Genomic DNA, 14,224 nt, shown 5'->3' with positions numbered 1-14,224 from the left:
GTTGCCCCGAGGCAGGCACTCAGGGACGTTTCGGCGGCCGGGTCGCGCGCGTGACGCTTGAGGGCGTCCTGTCTCGTACCCCGAGGAGAGCAGAGCATGCCGTCCTATCTGTCGCCCGGCGTCTACGTCGAGGAGGTGGCCAGCGGCTCACGCCCGATCGAGGGAGTGGGCACCTCGGTGGCGGCCTTCGTGGGCCTGGCCCCGACCGGTCCGCTGAACGAGCCGACCCTGGTGACCAACTGGACGCAGTACGTGGCTGCCTTCGGTGAGTTCACCGACGGGTACTACCTCGCTCACTCCGTCTACGGCTTCTTCAACAACGGCGGTTCGGCGGCCTACGTCGTCCGTGTCGGCGGCACCGCCGAGGGCACCGCCGGCGAGTCCAACTCCCCTTCCGCCGTGACGGGTTCGGCCGCTCCGGCCGCGCTGCCGCCCGGCGAGCCGGCCCAGCTCGGCACCTTTGCCGTGACCGCTCTGGCACCCGGCGACCTGAGTGTCGAGGTGGCCGACGCCGAGGGTGAAGGCCCCGCCGAACGCTTCCGGCTGGTCGTCAAGGACGCCGGCAAGGACGTCGAGAGCTTCGACGTGACCGCCAAGAAGGGCGGCCGCAACTACGTCGTCACGCAGGTCAAGGAGCGCTCCAAGCTCATCGCCGTGGCCGAGACCGCGCCCGCCGCGCAGCTGGCCCGCCCGGAGAACCAGACGGTCGCCCTCACTGCGCCCGCCTCCGCTCCGGCCGCACCCGTCGTACCCGGCAAGGGAACTGACACTGCGTCACACCCCGGCCCGGCCACCTACCTCGGTGACTCCTCCGACCGCACCGGCTTCGGCGGCCTGGAGGCGGTGGACGAGATCTCGATGGTCGCGGTGCCCGACCTGATGGCCGCCTACCAGCGCGGCGCGATCGACCTGGAGGCCGTCAAGGCGGTCCAGTTGGGTCTGATCGCGCACTGCGAGCTGATGGGTGACCGGGTCGCGGTCATCGACCCGCCGCCGAGCCTGAACGCCCGTCAGATCCGGGTGTGGCGACAGGAGACGGCCGGCTACGACTCCAAGTACGCGGCCCTGTACTACCCGTGGATCAAGACCTTCGATCCGTCCAGCGGGCAGTCCCGGCTGATCCCGCCGAGCGGCCACATCGCCGGCGTCTGGGCCCGCAACGACTCCGAGCGCGGCGTGCACAAGGCGCCCGCCAACGAGGTCGTACGCGGCGCGGTCGACCTGGAGACCCAAATCACGCGCGGCGAGCAGGACTTGCTCAACCCGATCGGCGTCAACTGCATCCGCGCCTTCCCGGGCCGCGGCATCCGCGTCTGGGGCGCGCGCACCATGTCCTCCGACCCGGCCTGGCGCTACCTCAACATCCGCCGGTACTTCAACTACCTGGAGGAGTCGATCCTGATCGGCACCCAGTGGGTGGTGTTCGAGCCGAACGACCACGCGCTGTGGGCGCGGATCCGGCGCAACATCTCGGCCTTCCTGGTCAACGAGTGGCGCAGCGGTGCCCTGTTCGGCCAGCGGCCGGAGGAGGCGTACTACGTCAAGTGCGACGAGGAGACCAACCCGCCGGAGTCCGTCGACGTCGGCCGCGTCGTCTGCGAGATCGGCATCGCGCCGGTCAAGCCGGCCGAGTTCGTGATCTTCCGACTGGCTCAGTTCTCCAGCGGCAGCGGGGAGTTGGAGGAGTAGTCCCCCATCCTCATCAGCCAGCAGTCAGCCGCCGTAACGCCAGAAGGAACGCGAATTCATGAGTCTCCAGCCGGGTGACGCCCTCACCTCACACAATTTCGGCCTGCAGATCGACGGCGTGATGGTCGAGTACCTCGCGGAGGTCAGCGGCCTCAGCATCGAGCAGGACGTCATCACGTACCAGCAGAACACCCCCAACGGCCAGAACGTGGTCAAGAACCTGCCGGGCGTGAAGAAGAACGGCACCTGCACGGTCATCCGCGGCATGACCCAGTCGGCCTCGTTCACCCAGTGGATCAACGAGTCGATCTCCGGTCAGATGACCACCGCGCGCAAGAACGCGTCGATCATCATGATGGACTTCCAGAACAACCCGGTGAAGCGCTACCACCTGCGCAACGCCTGGTGCAGCAAGATCGACGCGAGCACGGTGAAGGCGGGCGAGGCCGCCGCGCTCACCGAGTCCGTGACCATCGTGTTCGAAGAACTGGTCATCGAATAATGAGGCGTTCGGCGGCGGGCGCGGCCGTGGCCGCGCCGGGTGCGGAGCCCGCGGCCGAGGTGGGGGCCGGACCGATACCGGCCCCGGCTCCGGCCGCCGCGGCACCCGCTCCGGTCGTACGGCAGACGCTGCGGACCGAGTTCCCCTTCCAGCTGCCGCGCGGTTACGTCGACGAGTCCGGCACGGTCCACCAGGACGGTGTGATGCGACTGGCCACCGCACGCGACGAGTTGGTGCCGCTGCGGGACGTCCGCGTGCAGGAGAACCCGGCGTATCTGTCGGTGGTGCTGCTCGGCCGGGTCATCACGCGGCTGGGCGCCGTCCCCATGGTCCACGACGGGATCGTGGAGAACATGTTCGCCTCCGACCTCGCCTTCCTCCAGGACTTCTACCGCCAGATCAACGCGGAAGGCCACACCCGCGCGGCAGTTCAGTGCCCGCACTGCGCGGAACCCTTCGAAGTGGAGCTCGGCGGGAGCCGCCTGGGGGAATCGTGACGTACGCGACCGACCGGCTGCACGAGGAGATCGCGTACGTCGCCTACCACTTCCACTGGAGCCTGGAGGACATCCTGGACCTCGAACACCACGACCGCCGCCGCTACACGGGCGAGATCGCGTCCCTGGTGACGCGGTCCGGGGCGGAGGGCTGAGCGGTGGGGTTCTTGGACCGGTTGCGGGGGCGGGCCGGAGGGGACGCCAACTCCGGAGACGGTAAGGGAGGTGGCGAGGTTCCGGGTCCCGCTGAGGCGGATGGCTCCGCGGGTCCGGCGAGTTCTGGTTCTACGGCTGCCACGGCTGCTGCGGCTTCCGCGCCTGCGGTGGCCTTGGCCGCGTGGCCGGGGTTGCCGCCGATCCAGCGGGCCTCTGCCCTCGGGGGTACCGGAGTTGCCGACGCCGGGTTCGGTGCGCGGCTGCCGACGTGGCAGAACCCTTCGTTCACGGGGTCGGGGTTCCGTGCGGTGCTGGACGCGGAGCGGAGTGCCCGGATCGCGGGTTCCTCGCTGCCCGCGGGGCCGGCGCGGGCGGTACCGAGCCTGGGGCAGCCTGCGGGTGAACTTCCCTTGGCGGGGCGGCCTTTGGTCGCGCAGCCGGGGCCGGTGGTTCCGATGCGGGCGAGTGCGGGGCCTGTGGTGCAGCGGGCTGTGCGGCCTGCGCGGGCTGTGCCTCTTGCGTCGAGTGGGGCTGAGGGTGTGCGCGGTACTGCTCACGCTCCTGTGGCGGGTTCGGGCGGTGCGGTGGGGTCGGCTTCCGGTATTCGGGTGACCGCGGTGTCGTCCTCGAAGCAACTCCGGCCGAGGGAAGGGTCGTTGACGAGGTCGAGTGCGGCTGCGGTGCAGCGGCGGTTGGTCGGTCGGCGGAACTCGGGGACTGTGGGGGATGGTTCGGGTAGTGAGTCCGCTGCGGGGCCAACTGGCGGAGACCGAGGGGATGTTGAGCCGGTCGGCGACTCACCTGTTCCGGCGGCTGGTGACGTTGTGGGGCAACTCGGCCGTGAGGCAGGCGTAGTTCCCGGAGGGGGAGGCGCTGGCCCAAGTGGCGGGCCTCCGGCTGCGCTTCCTCCCGTCCCTCCTCGGGCAGCCGGTATTCACGGCACCGGAGGGAACGAGGCCGGGCGGGTGGCCGTGCAGCGTGCCGTGGCTGCGCATGGCGCGCCGGAGTCGCAGGTCGTGGTTCCGGCGGCTCCGAGCAGGTCGGCCGCCGGCCCCGGTGAGGCGAAGCCCGCTGTACAACGACGACCGGCGACCGAGTCGGGCACACTGCGGACGCCACCGGCGCACGGCAGTCACGAGCCCGTCGGCCCCAGCGCGACCGAGCCCGAAAACCGCCCCGGCACACCCGGCGGCGCGGCTCCCGTTTCCGAGAGCGGGACGGACAGCGTGCAGCGGGCGGCCACCTCGCCGGGTGCGGCAGCCGCTGCTTCGACGGCTCCGAAGTCCACGAAGTCCACGATGGCGTCGACGCCGACGTCGACGCCGACGCCGAACTCCGCAGTGCCGTCAGCCGAGTTGCCGTCAGTCGCGCCCGCCGCTCCTGCACAGCCGACGACGCCGAACACCTCCCCCGCACCGATGCCCGTGCAACGTGCCGCGAGTGCTCCTGCCCCACGTGATGGGGGCACCACCCAGCCCCAACCTCAGGTCCACACCCCGGCAGCTCCCGCAGGACCGCCGGATTCCGCCCGCACCCGGACCAGCAATCCGACCCCCGGTCCTACGCCCGTTCCCGCACCCCAGATCCAACGCAGCGCCGCCCGCCGCCCGCCTCGCATCCCCCTCGGCGCCCCGCTCACCACGCGCCCGAACGAGGCACGGCAGCCCTCAACACCCGTACCGCCGATGCCCAGTTCGGCTACTCACCGCGCGCAGGGAAACACCCCCAACGCCCCCGCCCCGCAAGGTGATCCGCCCACGGTTCCGGCGCCCACACCAGCCTCCGACTCGCCGGCTCCCGTGACGCCCACTCCCGTCCGGCGCCGTTCACCCCTCGGCGCTCCGGTCACCGTCACGCCCGCGGACGCGAGGCCTCTCACCGGTTCGCCGTTCACGCCGGCCGGCCCCGGGCACCGTACGGAACCGGGTTCGAGGCCGACAGCGGGACCTGGGCCGGTGATCCAACGAAGCGTCGCTTCCAACACGTCCGCACCGCCCCAGGCCACCGCCCCCGCCCCCTCAACCACGACACACGTGCCTGCCGCATACCCGACCACCGCACATCCGCTTGCGGCGCCCCCAACTACCACGCATGAGGCCGCAGTTGCCCCGGCGGAAACCGCGACACCGGGTCCAGGACCGATGGTCCAGCGGAGCACCTCGCCGAGCGCGCCTGTACCGGCTGCTCAGGGCCCCTTGGCCATGAGCCCTTCACCCGCCGCGGGCCCCTCGCCTGTCACGAGCTCCTCACTCGCCGCGCCTCCAACCATCGCGACCCCGGCCAACCTGGCAGCTCCGGCGACACCGGCTCAGGGGCCGACGATCCAACGAAGCGTCGCCCCAGGCGCGCCTGTACCGGCCGCGCAGGCCCCCTCGGCCACCGCCCCGTCACTCGCCGTCGTGCCCCCGACCACCGCAGACATGCGGACCGCAGCCCCGGCCGCGAGCCTGTCTCCGGCTGCGCTTCCGTCCTCGACTGTGATCCCGTCCTCTGCGGCGACCCCGTCGCCAGCCGTGACCTCGTCCGAGGTGGGGGCCCGGTCCCCGGTTGCGACTTCGTCCACGCTTGGGCCCCGGCCCTCGGCTGGGACTTCAGCCCCAGCCGTGACTTCGCCGTCAGCCGCGACGCAGTCCCCAGCCGGGCCCTCGTCCCCAGCCGCGCCCTCGCCCTCGGCCATGCTCCCGCCCTCAAGCACAGCTCCGCCCCGCGCCACAAAGCCGACTCCGCCCAGCCCGACCGCCCCCGCACCGACCCCTCCCCACGCGACCTCCCGCACCGCACCGCCGCTCACCGCGACCTCCCCGACCGCGCCCTCTCTCACCACACCCCCGCTCACCGCGCCCCGCCCCACAACACACGCACCCACCACACCGGGGCCCTCAACCGGCTCGCTCCGCACACCACCCCCGGCGCAGCGCTCCGCACCCCGGTCGCCCGTCACCCCCGTACAACGTCACCGCCGTACGACACCGGACAGGTCCGCCACACCCGTAGTACCCGGCACTCCCGCAGTCCCCGTCACCCCGGGAGCCCCCGGAATTCCGGGCACCCCCGTACCACCCAGGACGGCCACACTCCCCGGCACCCCCGCAGCCCCCCGCACCCCCGCCATACCCGTAGTACCCCTACGCCTCTCCACCCCCGCACCCCACACCCCCTCCCGGTCTCCACCCCACCCGGACCCGGACTTGGACCTGGCCCCCTCTCCACCCCACCCGGCCCCCTCACCCCCAGCCGTATCCCCACCGTCCAACGCAACGCCTCCTCGACCACTACCACCACCGCACTCGGCCCCGCAGCCCTCTCCCCCTGAACCAGGCCCGCCCCACCCTCACCAAAACCCCCACCAGACTCGCCGCCCCCGCCTCACGCCCCTCCGCTCCACCCCCGCCGTACACCGCATCCCCCTCCCAGTCACCCCCACCCCCCGACCCTCCACCCCCGTACTCCCCAGGCGCCACCGACCCCCCACCCCCGCCTACGAGGCAATCCCCGCAGGCCAGTTCGACCCCCGAGACCTCACCGACTTCCAGCTCGACGAACTCGTGCACCGGATCATCGGCCGCATCACCCGCCTGATCCGCACGGAACTCCGTCTGGACCGCGAACGGATCGGCAAACTCCGCGACCCCCGCCACTGACCGGAACCACACCCCGACGCGACAACAGAAAGGCCCACCCGCGATGTCCCGCCTCGACCCGGGCTCCACCATCTGGTTCACCCTCAGCATCGACGGCGAGAGCCTCGGCTACTTCAACGGGTGCGACGGGCTGTCGTCGACGGTGGAGATCGAGCACCGGCAGGAGGGCGGCAACAACGGCTTCGTCTGGCAACTCCCCACCCGTGTCACCTTCTCCACCATCCGGCTGACCCGCCCGCTCACCCCGGACACCGCGAAGGTCGCCAAGTGGATCTCCTCCGTGCAGACCGGGATCAAGCGGCCCACCGGGCAGATCGCGGCGTTGCGCGCGGACGGTTCGGAGGTCGCGCACTGGGGGCTGATCGACGTGCTGCCGGTGAGCTGGCAGGGGCCCTCCCTCGACCCGTCCGGGCCTGCCGTCGCCACCGAGGTCCTGGAGATCGCCCACCACGGATTCACGGACTGAGCGGGGGAGGGAAACAGACCATGGCCACCAGTAGAGGCGCGGGCAAGAGCCTTGTCCGTGCCAGCCTTGCCATTCATGAGCCACCCGTCGGGGGCAGCACCACCCCGGGCGGCCTCATCAAGACCTTCGCCTTCGACTTCAACCCGGCGCAACTGTCCCTCACCCGCCGCGCCCAGTGGAAGACGACCCCCGCACAGATCGAACGGGACGGTTCCCTACCGGAGTTCATGGGTTCGCAGCCGCGCGAGATGGGCGTGGAGATCTTCCTCGACTCCTCCGACGAACCGACCAGCAACTCGGTGCTGAAGAAGGTCGAGTCGCTGCTCGCCTGCTGCGACGTGACCACCAAGTCCATTGCCGCCAAACAGCCTTCACCGCCGTGGGTCGTGTTCCAGTGGGGGTCGTTCTCGACGGCTCGCTTCACCGCCTACGTCTCCTCCGTCGAGGCCGCCTACTCACTCTTCGGGACGACCGGCGTGCCCATCCGCGCCACCTGCCGGCTGCAACTGCACGAGATACCGAGCAACACCAAGGGCCAGAACCCGACTTCGGGCGCGCTCACCGCGCAGCGCGTGCACCGGGTCGTAGCGGGGGACTCCCTGCAGTCGCTGGCCTGGCGGGAGTACGGCGACTCCGCCGCGTGGCGGGCGATCGCCGAGGCCAACGGGATCGACGACCCGACGCGGCTCGCGAACGGTGTCGAACTCGTGCTGCCCTCCGCCGAGGAGGTGCGTTCCTGATGGTGAAGTCCGCGTTCTCCAACGTCGTCGAGGTGAAGATCGGCGGCGCCAAGATCCCTTCCGAGTACGCCCGTTACCTCGTCGACAGCTACGTCGACCAGGGCGTCGGCGTGCCCGCCGCGTTCCGGCTCACCTTCCGGGACCCGTACCGCCTGATCCTCGGCAAGCTCGGGGTCACCTTCGGCACGAAGGTCGTCATCGCCCCGGTCGCCGACGGACAGGGCGCCTCCGATCCGCTACTGACGGGTGAAGTCACGGGACTTGAGGCCGACTACGACGGCACCGGCACCTTCACCGTCGTGCGCGGCTACGACTTCGGGCACCGGCTGCTGCGCCAGCGCCGCGTCGCCGCCTACCGCAACCAGAGCGCGTCCGACATCGCCCGCAAACTCGCCGCCCAGGACGGGGTACCGATCGGGAAGATCACGTCCACGCGGACCGTGTACGAGTTCATCTCCCAGTCCAACGTGACCGATTGGGACTTTCTCGCCCGGCTCGCCGACGAGAACGAGATGGTCATGTCGGTCGACGCGGACGGCAAGTTCCAGTTCGTGGAGCCGAAGCCGTCGTCCGGTGCGCCGTCGCCCGAAACCGACGGCGACAAAAGCCCGTTCGTGCTCCAGGCCGGGCACGACATCCTGCGGCTGCGGGCCGCCGTGACCGCCGCCGACCAGGTCGGGACGGTCGAGGCGCGCGGCTGGGACGTCACCACGAAGAAGAAGCTCACCGCGACTTCGCCCGGGGCCTCGAATCCGTCCATCGGTATCGGGACCACCCCGGGCGCGGCGGCGGGCAAGTTCAAGACGGCCAAGCTGGTCGAGACGGGCACGCCCTACGACAAGCAGAACGAGGTGAAGTTCGCGGCCGCCGCCCTCGCCGACGACGTGACGTCCTCCTTCGCCGAGCTGGAGGTCGTCGCGCGCGGAAATCCCAAGCTGCGCCCGGGAGTTCCGGTCGCGCTCGCGGACGTGGGCCCGCCCTTCGAGGGCAAGTACACGGCCACCTCCGTACGGCACGTCTTCGGCGACGGCAAGCACTACGAGACCTGGGTGACGGTCAGCGGACGGCAGTGGCGTTCGCTGTACGGGCTCGCCTCGGGCGGCTCGGAGACCGCGCCCCGGCTGCCCGGTGTCGCCAACGCCCTTGTCACGGACGTCAATGACCCGCTGAAGCAGGGGCGGGTGCGGCTGCAGTTCCCGTGGCTCGACGACACGTACGTCAGCGACTGGACGCGGACCGTGCAGTGGGGCGGGCTCGGCGGTGGCGGGATCTTCCCCATGGACGTCAACGACGAAGTGCTGGTCGCCTTCGACCGAGGGGCACTTGACCACCCCTTCGTGATCGGCGGGCTCTACAACGGCAAGGACAAGCCGACCGTCGTCGGTGATGTTCCGCTGCACGACGCCGTACGGAAGAAGGCGAGCCGGCACACCGTCTCCGACCGGGACGGCAACCGGATGGACCTGCTAAGCCAGAAGACCGGCGGCCGCAGGCAGGGTGTCCGACTGGCCTCAGGGGACAAGCAGTTGACCATCACCCTGGACCGCACCAACACCGAGATCATCGTGGACAGCAAGGGCGAGGTCACCATCAAGGGCAGCCGCTCGGTGTCCGTCGAGGCCGGTACCGATCTCACCCTGAGCGCCCGGCGCAGTCTCACGATCAAGAGCGGCGGGCCGCTGAACATCGAGGGGCGCGGGCTGGTCAACGTCAAGTCGACCGCGGGGGCCATCACGGTGGACGCGATGGGCGCCCTGAACATGAAGGCACTGGGCAACGCGATGCTCACCGGGATCGGCAGCGTCCAGATCAACTCCGTTGCCACCGTGGGCATTCGGGCCGTCACCGTGCCGATCATGGGCGCGGTGACCCTCAACGGCCTTGTCCCGATGGTGATTCCGGCATGAGCCGCCTGACGGGCAAGGACATGAGTGGCCCAACGGGCAAGGAACGGGCGGGTGTTGTCTGATGGCCGAACAATTCGTGGGCTCCGGCTGGTCGTTCCCGCTGCGCATCGGGCCGACCGGCGGCATCGCGCTGGTCAGCGGGGAACGCGAGGTCGAGGAGGCGATCCGGCTCGTGCTGTCCACCGCGCCGGGCGAGCGGCCGATGCGGCCGGACTTCGGCTGTGCGATCCACGACCTGGTGTTCGCGCCGGTCAACGAGCAGACCGCGGGCCGGATCCAGCACGAGGTGCACGTCAGCCTCGACCGCTGGGAGCCGCGCATCGAGGTCGACGACGTCGAGGTCACCGCGGGCACCGAGCAGAGCGTGCTGTACATCGACGTCCGCTACTCGATCCGCGGCACCAACAACCCGCGCAGCCTCGTCTTCCCCTTCTACGTCATCCCGTCCCACGACGAGCCGGACACCTCCGGTACGCCCGGCACGGCTGCTGAAAGCGACAACTGACCGATGGCCCTGCCCTCCCCGAACCTCGACGACCGCCGCTTCCAGCAGTTCGTCGACGACGCCAAGCGCTACATCCAGCAGCGCGCCCCGGAGTGGACCGACCACAACGTCTCCGACCCCGGTGTCACCCTCGTCGAGACGGTCGCGCACATGGCCGACCAGATCGTCTACCGCCTCAACCGGGTACCGGACAAGAACCACTTGGCCTTCCTCGACCTGGTCGGCATCACGCTCTTCCCGCCGTCCGCTGCCCGCACCGACGTCACGTTCTGGCTGTCGGCGCCCCAGGAGGAAGCGGTGCACGTGCCGCTCGGCACCGAGGTCGCGACGATGCGCACCGAGGGCGAGGAAGCGGTCGTCTTCGCCACCGAGCGCGAACTCGCCGTCGTACCAAGTGCGTTGCGGCATCTCGTGGTGCAGCACCGGGGCAAGCAGGTCGTCGACCGGACCCACGACCTCGCCGAGGGCAACCACGTCATGTGCTTCGCCGAGTCGCCCGACCCCGGCGACTCCATGCTGTTCGGCCTCACCGCCGCCGTCCCGCACTGCGCCCTCGCCCTCGAACTCGACAGCCGCGTCGACGGAGTCGGCGTCGACCCGCGCCAACCGCCCCTGGTGTGGGAGGCATGGACCGCCGACGGCTGGCAGGCGTGCGAGGTGGACCGCGACGGCACCGGCGGCCTCAACCGCCCCGGCGCGGTCGTCCTGCACGTCCCCGCCGGCCACACCCTGTCCCGCAACGGCGGCCAGGAAGCAGGCTGGTTGCGCTGCCGCGTCACCGAACCCCACTCCGACCAGCCCTTCTACACCCTCTCGCCGACCGTCCGCTCCGCCGAGGCCTTCACCATCGGCGGCACCACCACCGTCGTCCACGCCGACACGGTCTACGACGAGGCCCTCGGCGAGTCCACCGGCCTCCCCGGGCAACGGCTGCGGCTCTCCCACACACCGGTCGTCGGCGACGCCGTACCCCTGCTCCTCCAGACCGCCGAGCACGACGGCTGGACCGACTGGCAGGTCGTCCCGCACTTCGCCGCCTCCGGCCCCGACGACCGCCACATCACCCTCGACGCGGCGACCGGCGAACTCGCCTTCGGCCCCGCCGTCCGTGAACCCGACGGCTCGCTGCGCCAGTACGGCGGGGTCGCCCCCAAGGGCTCGGTGATCCGCGCCCGCCGCTACCGCACCGGCGGCGGCCGGGCCGGCAATGTGGCACGCGGCGCGGTGCAGAGCCTGCGCAGCTCCATCCCGTACGTCTCCGAGGTCGTCAACCGCGAGGCCGCGCGCGGGGGAGTGGACGGCGAGACCGTCCAGGAGGCCAAGACCCGCGCCCCGATCACCCTGCGCGCCCAGGAACGGGCCGTCACCCTCCGGGACTACGAGGAACTGTCCCGCCGAGCCGCCCCCGAGACCGCCCGCATCACCTGCCTGGAGGGCGACGAGGAGGAGCACGGGGCCTACGCCGTACGGGTGTTGGTCGTCCCGCAGGCCGTACCCGACCCGGGTGGCCGACTGCGCTTCGAGCAACTGGTTCCCGGTGACGCCCTGTTGGACCGCATCACCCGGCATCTCGACGAACGGCGGCTGATCGGGACCCGGTTGGCGGTCGGGCCGCCCTTCTACCAGGGCGTCACCGTCGTCGCCACGGTCCACGCCTTCCGCGGTGTCGACACCGACCGGGTGCGCCGCCAGGCCCACGATGCCCTCTACCGCCACCTCGACCCGCTCACCGGCGGATCGGACGGAAAGGGCTGGCCGTTCGGGCGCCCGGTGCAGTCCGGCGAGGTCTTCGCGGTGCTCCAGCGGGTGCCCGGCGTCGAGTTGGTCGACGAGGTCGTCCTGCACCCCGCCGACCCGCTCACCGGCAAGCGCGGCGACCCCACGGACCGCATCGACCTGGAGCGGCCGTCGCTGGTGTTCTCCTTCGACCACCGCGTCCGCGTGATCGGAGACGGCGCGTGAACATCACCAGCGTGAATATCGCCGACTCCGTTCAAGGAGGCGCGCGTTGAGGGGATCAGTCGACGGTCTCGGCTCGTCCGCGCCGATCGGCGCCATGCTGCCCGCCGTGTTCGCCGACGACGACCTCGCCCAGCGTTTCGTCGCCGGGCTCGACGAGGTCGTAGCGCCGATCCTGAGTGTGCTGGACTGCCTCGACACGTACTTCAGGCCGTCGCTGGCACCGCTCGACTTCGTTCAGTGGCTGGGGAGTTGGGTCGGGGCCGAGACCGACGGCAGCGAACCGGAGGAGCGGCTGCGGGCCGCCGTGGCCGCGGCCACGTACCTCCACCGTATTCGCGGCACCCGGCGCGGACTGGCCGAGGCCGTGCGGCTCGCCTTCGGGGCCGAACCGGAGATCACCGAGAGCGGCGCCGCCGACTGGAACGCCCGCCCGCTCGGCCCGGTACCCGGCGAACGCAGCCCCCGGCTCCACGTCCACCTGCGGCTGCCCGCGCCGACCACCCTGGACACCCACCGCCTCGACGCCCTCGTGGCGGCGGCCCGTCCCGCCCACATGCCGTACACGGTCCAGGTGACCGCCACCGTGCTCCCCGAAAGGAACCCCGAGAGATGACGACCACCCAGAGCTGCGCCGAATGCGGAACCCGCGCGGAACCGGGCCAGTCGTTCTGCGACGCCTGCGGTGCCGTCCTGAGCTGGACGGACCGTGCGGGCGCCCGCACCGGGGCCCCGGCCGAACGCGGCGAGAGCGCCGGGGGAGCCCCGGCCGCGAGCGGTGACCCGGGCTGGGACGCCTTCTCCCAGTCCGACAGCCCGGGCCTGCCGCGCCCCCGCCGGGACACGCTGGGCACGAACGAGCAGTCACCGCAGGGGAGTTCGGGCTCGGACGACCCCGCCGCCCGACTCGACGCCCTGTCCCTGCGCCTGGACGCCCTCGCCGCCGGCGGCTCGTACGACCCGGTCGGCGCGGGCACCCGCCAGGAGCCGGCGAGCGGTGAGGCGTCCGGCGGTTCTACGACTCCTCACGCATCCGGCGCAGCTACGAGCCACCCCGCGCCCCACACGAGCACCGACCCGGTGCCCGCGCCCGACGCGCCGTACGGCCACCACGACGGCACCACCGCCCGCACCCCCTCCACGACCGACACCGCCCCCACCCAACCGGTCCCCGCCACCTCCCCGGAACCGGGACAGGGACAGGGACCGGAACCGGAACCGGAGTCCGAGGCCGAGCGCGCCCGGCGCCTGCTCGTCCCCGTCTCCGACCCGGAGCCCCGCCAGGCCCCGTCCGTGGCCCCGGTGCTGCCCGGCCGCCCGGTCGCCGCGCGCCCGCAGTCCGTCCGGGCACCCGGTGTCGAACCGGGAGCCGCCGGCGGAATCCCGTGCCCCTGGTGCGCCACGGCGAACCGGCCCGACCGGCACTACTGCGCGCGCTGCGCGATGCCCATGGCCGGCGAGGAGCGCGCCCCCGGTCGACTGCCCTGGTGGCGGCGGCTGCTCGCGTTCCGGAACGGTGAGATCCCGTGGGCGGGGGACCGGCCCCGGCTGCGCCGTACCTTCGACCGGGTGCTGACCTGGGTGGGCGCGGCGGTCGTACTGACCCTGCTGATCGTGCTGGCCGTCAACATCCCGCGTGCCGTGGACGCGACGAAGGACCACTTCGCCAAGCGGGCCCCCGTCTACCCGGACCGCGTCAGCGCCTCCCGCTCCTTTCCGGGCCACAAGCCGGAGCTGGCCTTCGACCGGCTGAACAACACCTGGTGGGGACCAGGGGTGAGCCAGGCGGGCCAGGGGCAGTGGCTGGAGGCGCAGTTCGACGAGCCGACGCGGCTGCTGGACCTGATGATCACCCCGGGTGTGTCCACCCGCCCCGACCAGCTCAGCCAGTCGGCGCTCCCGCACCGGATCGAGGCGGTGATCACCACGGCCAAGGGCAAGACGATCACCCGCCAGATCACCCTGGACCAGGGGGCGGGAGCCCAGCGCCGTTCTTTCCGCGTCGGCACGGTCACGTCGGTCCGCTTCACCATCGAGTCCGCCTACGGAGCCTCCGGGAGCAAGCAAGTGGCCATCGCCGAGATCGAGTTCTTCGGCCCGTCGAGCTCGGGCGGTTCCTGACGCACGGTTCCTGACGGGACGGTCCCCACGGCGCCGGGTGC

General features: G+C 71.4%; 12 protein-coding genes. 11 read left to right on the top strand and 1 reads right to left on the bottom strand.

The window, feature by feature from the left end:
* Positions 1–96 precede the first annotated feature (96 nt).
* From OG504_RS14375 to OG504_RS14360, 4 genes are read left to right on the top strand one after another with little or no spacing between them, the layout of a single operon-like run.
* Positions 97–1,689 carry a phage tail sheath family protein gene (locus tag OG504_RS14375; RefSeq protein ID WP_405990188.1) on the top strand — a complete coding sequence of 531 codons (1,593 nt, stop codon included), beginning with the start codon at positions 97–99 and terminating at the stop codon, positions 1,687–1,689.
* A 58-nt stretch (positions 1,690–1,747) separates the two neighbouring features.
* Positions 1,748–2,191: a phage tail protein gene (locus OG504_RS14370; RefSeq protein WP_019063375.1), complete on the top strand. Its 444-nt coding sequence runs from the start codon at positions 1,748–1,750 to the stop codon at positions 2,189–2,191.
* Positions 2,191–2,688, top strand: coding sequence for a hypothetical protein (locus OG504_RS14365; RefSeq protein WP_405990187.1), 498 nt, complete (start codon positions 2,191–2,193; stop codon positions 2,686–2,688). The genes OG504_RS14370 and OG504_RS14365 overlap by 1 nt, the downstream gene beginning before the upstream one ends.
* Positions 2,685–2,843 carry a DUF6760 family protein gene (locus OG504_RS14360; RefSeq protein WP_200684736.1) on the top strand — a complete coding sequence of 53 codons (159 nt, stop codon included), beginning with the start codon at positions 2,685–2,687 and terminating at the stop codon, positions 2,841–2,843. The genes OG504_RS14365 and OG504_RS14360 overlap by 4 nt, the downstream gene beginning before the upstream one ends.
* Before the next feature lie 1,133 nt (positions 2,844–3,976).
* Here OG504_RS14360 and OG504_RS14355 read toward each other — a convergent pair.
* On the bottom strand, positions 3,977–4,312 hold the full coding sequence (locus OG504_RS14355) for a hypothetical protein (protein ID WP_405990186.1): 336 nt from the start codon (positions 4,310–4,312) through the stop codon (positions 3,977–3,979).
* Between the two features lie 2,216 nt (positions 4,313–6,528).
* On the opposite strand from OG504_RS14355, the gene OG504_RS14350 reads away from it, so the two are divergent.
* The 7 genes from OG504_RS14350 (at position 6,529) to OG504_RS14320 (ending at position 14,183) form a co-directional block, all read left to right on the top strand.
* Complete coding sequence (locus OG504_RS14350) at positions 6,529–6,951, top strand: phage tail protein (protein ID WP_033281422.1); 423 nt, start codon at positions 6,529–6,531, stop codon at positions 6,949–6,951.
* 20 nt (positions 6,952–6,971) lie between these two features.
* Positions 6,972–7,691, top strand: coding sequence for a peptidase M23 (locus OG504_RS14345; protein ID WP_405990185.1), 720 nt, complete (start codon positions 6,972–6,974; stop codon positions 7,689–7,691).
* Entirely contained in the window at positions 7,691–9,598 is a 1,908-nt protein-coding gene (locus tag OG504_RS14340) for a VgrG-related protein (protein ID WP_405990184.1), read from the top strand. The genes OG504_RS14345 and OG504_RS14340 overlap by 1 nt, the downstream gene beginning before the upstream one ends.
* Before the next feature lie 61 nt (positions 9,599–9,659).
* Positions 9,660–10,103 (top strand): GPW/gp25 family protein, encoded by a 444-nt coding sequence (locus OG504_RS14335; protein ID WP_019062855.1) that lies wholly within the window; start codon positions 9,660–9,662, stop codon positions 10,101–10,103.
* 3 nt (positions 10,104–10,106) lie between these two features.
* Positions 10,107–12,065, top strand: a complete 1,959-nt coding sequence (locus OG504_RS14330; RefSeq protein ID WP_405990183.1) for a putative baseplate assembly protein — start codon at positions 10,107–10,109, stop codon at positions 12,063–12,065.
* A gap of 46 nt (positions 12,066–12,111) precedes the next feature.
* Positions 12,112–12,678 carry a phage tail protein gene (locus OG504_RS14325; RefSeq protein ID WP_365303802.1) on the top strand — a complete coding sequence of 189 codons (567 nt, stop codon included), beginning with the start codon at positions 12,112–12,114 and terminating at the stop codon, positions 12,676–12,678.
* Positions 12,675–14,183 (top strand): NADase-type glycan-binding domain-containing protein, encoded by a 1,509-nt coding sequence (locus OG504_RS14320; RefSeq protein ID WP_405990182.1) that lies wholly within the window; start codon positions 12,675–12,677, stop codon positions 14,181–14,183. Before OG504_RS14325 ends, OG504_RS14320 begins: the two co-directional genes overlap by 4 nt.
* Positions 14,184–14,224 lie beyond the last annotated feature (41 nt).

Origin of the sequence: Streptomyces sp. NBC_00986, assembly GCF_045162565.1 — a bacterium.
GTDB lineage: Bacteria > Actinomycetota > Actinomycetes > Streptomycetales > Streptomycetaceae > Streptomyces.
Note: the sequence above shows the minus strand (reverse complement) of the source record. Positions and strands in the feature narration are given on the sequence as shown.

What these genes read in the sequence shown, in the direction of transcription:
- OG504_RS14340 (WP_405990184.1), top strand. Translation starts at nt 7,691, where the DNA reads ATGGTGAAGTCCGCGTTCTCCAACGTCGTCGAGGTGAAGATCGGCGGC.
- OG504_RS14365 (WP_405990187.1), top strand. Translation starts at nt 2,191, where the DNA reads ATGAGGCGTTCGGCGGCGGGCGCGGCCGTGGCCGCGCCGGGTGCGGAG.
- OG504_RS14350 (WP_033281422.1), top strand. Translation starts at nt 6,529, where the DNA reads ATGTCCCGCCTCGACCCGGGCTCCACCATCTGGTTCACCCTCAGCATC.
- OG504_RS14345 (WP_405990185.1), top strand. Translation starts at nt 6,972, where the DNA reads ATGGCCACCAGTAGAGGCGCGGGCAAGAGCCTTGTCCGTGCCAGCCTT.
- OG504_RS14375 (WP_405990188.1), top strand. Translation starts at nt 97, where the DNA reads ATGCCGTCCTATCTGTCGCCCGGCGTCTACGTCGAGGAGGTGGCCAGC.
- OG504_RS14370 (WP_019063375.1), top strand. Translation starts at nt 1,748, where the DNA reads ATGAGTCTCCAGCCGGGTGACGCCCTCACCTCACACAATTTCGGCCTG.
- OG504_RS14330 (WP_405990183.1), top strand. Translation starts at nt 10,107, where the DNA reads ATGGCCCTGCCCTCCCCGAACCTCGACGACCGCCGCTTCCAGCAGTTC.
- OG504_RS14335 (WP_019062855.1), top strand. Translation starts at nt 9,660, where the DNA reads ATGGCCGAACAATTCGTGGGCTCCGGCTGGTCGTTCCCGCTGCGCATC.
- OG504_RS14320 (WP_405990182.1), top strand. Translation starts at nt 12,675, where the DNA reads ATGACGACCACCCAGAGCTGCGCCGAATGCGGAACCCGCGCGGAACCG.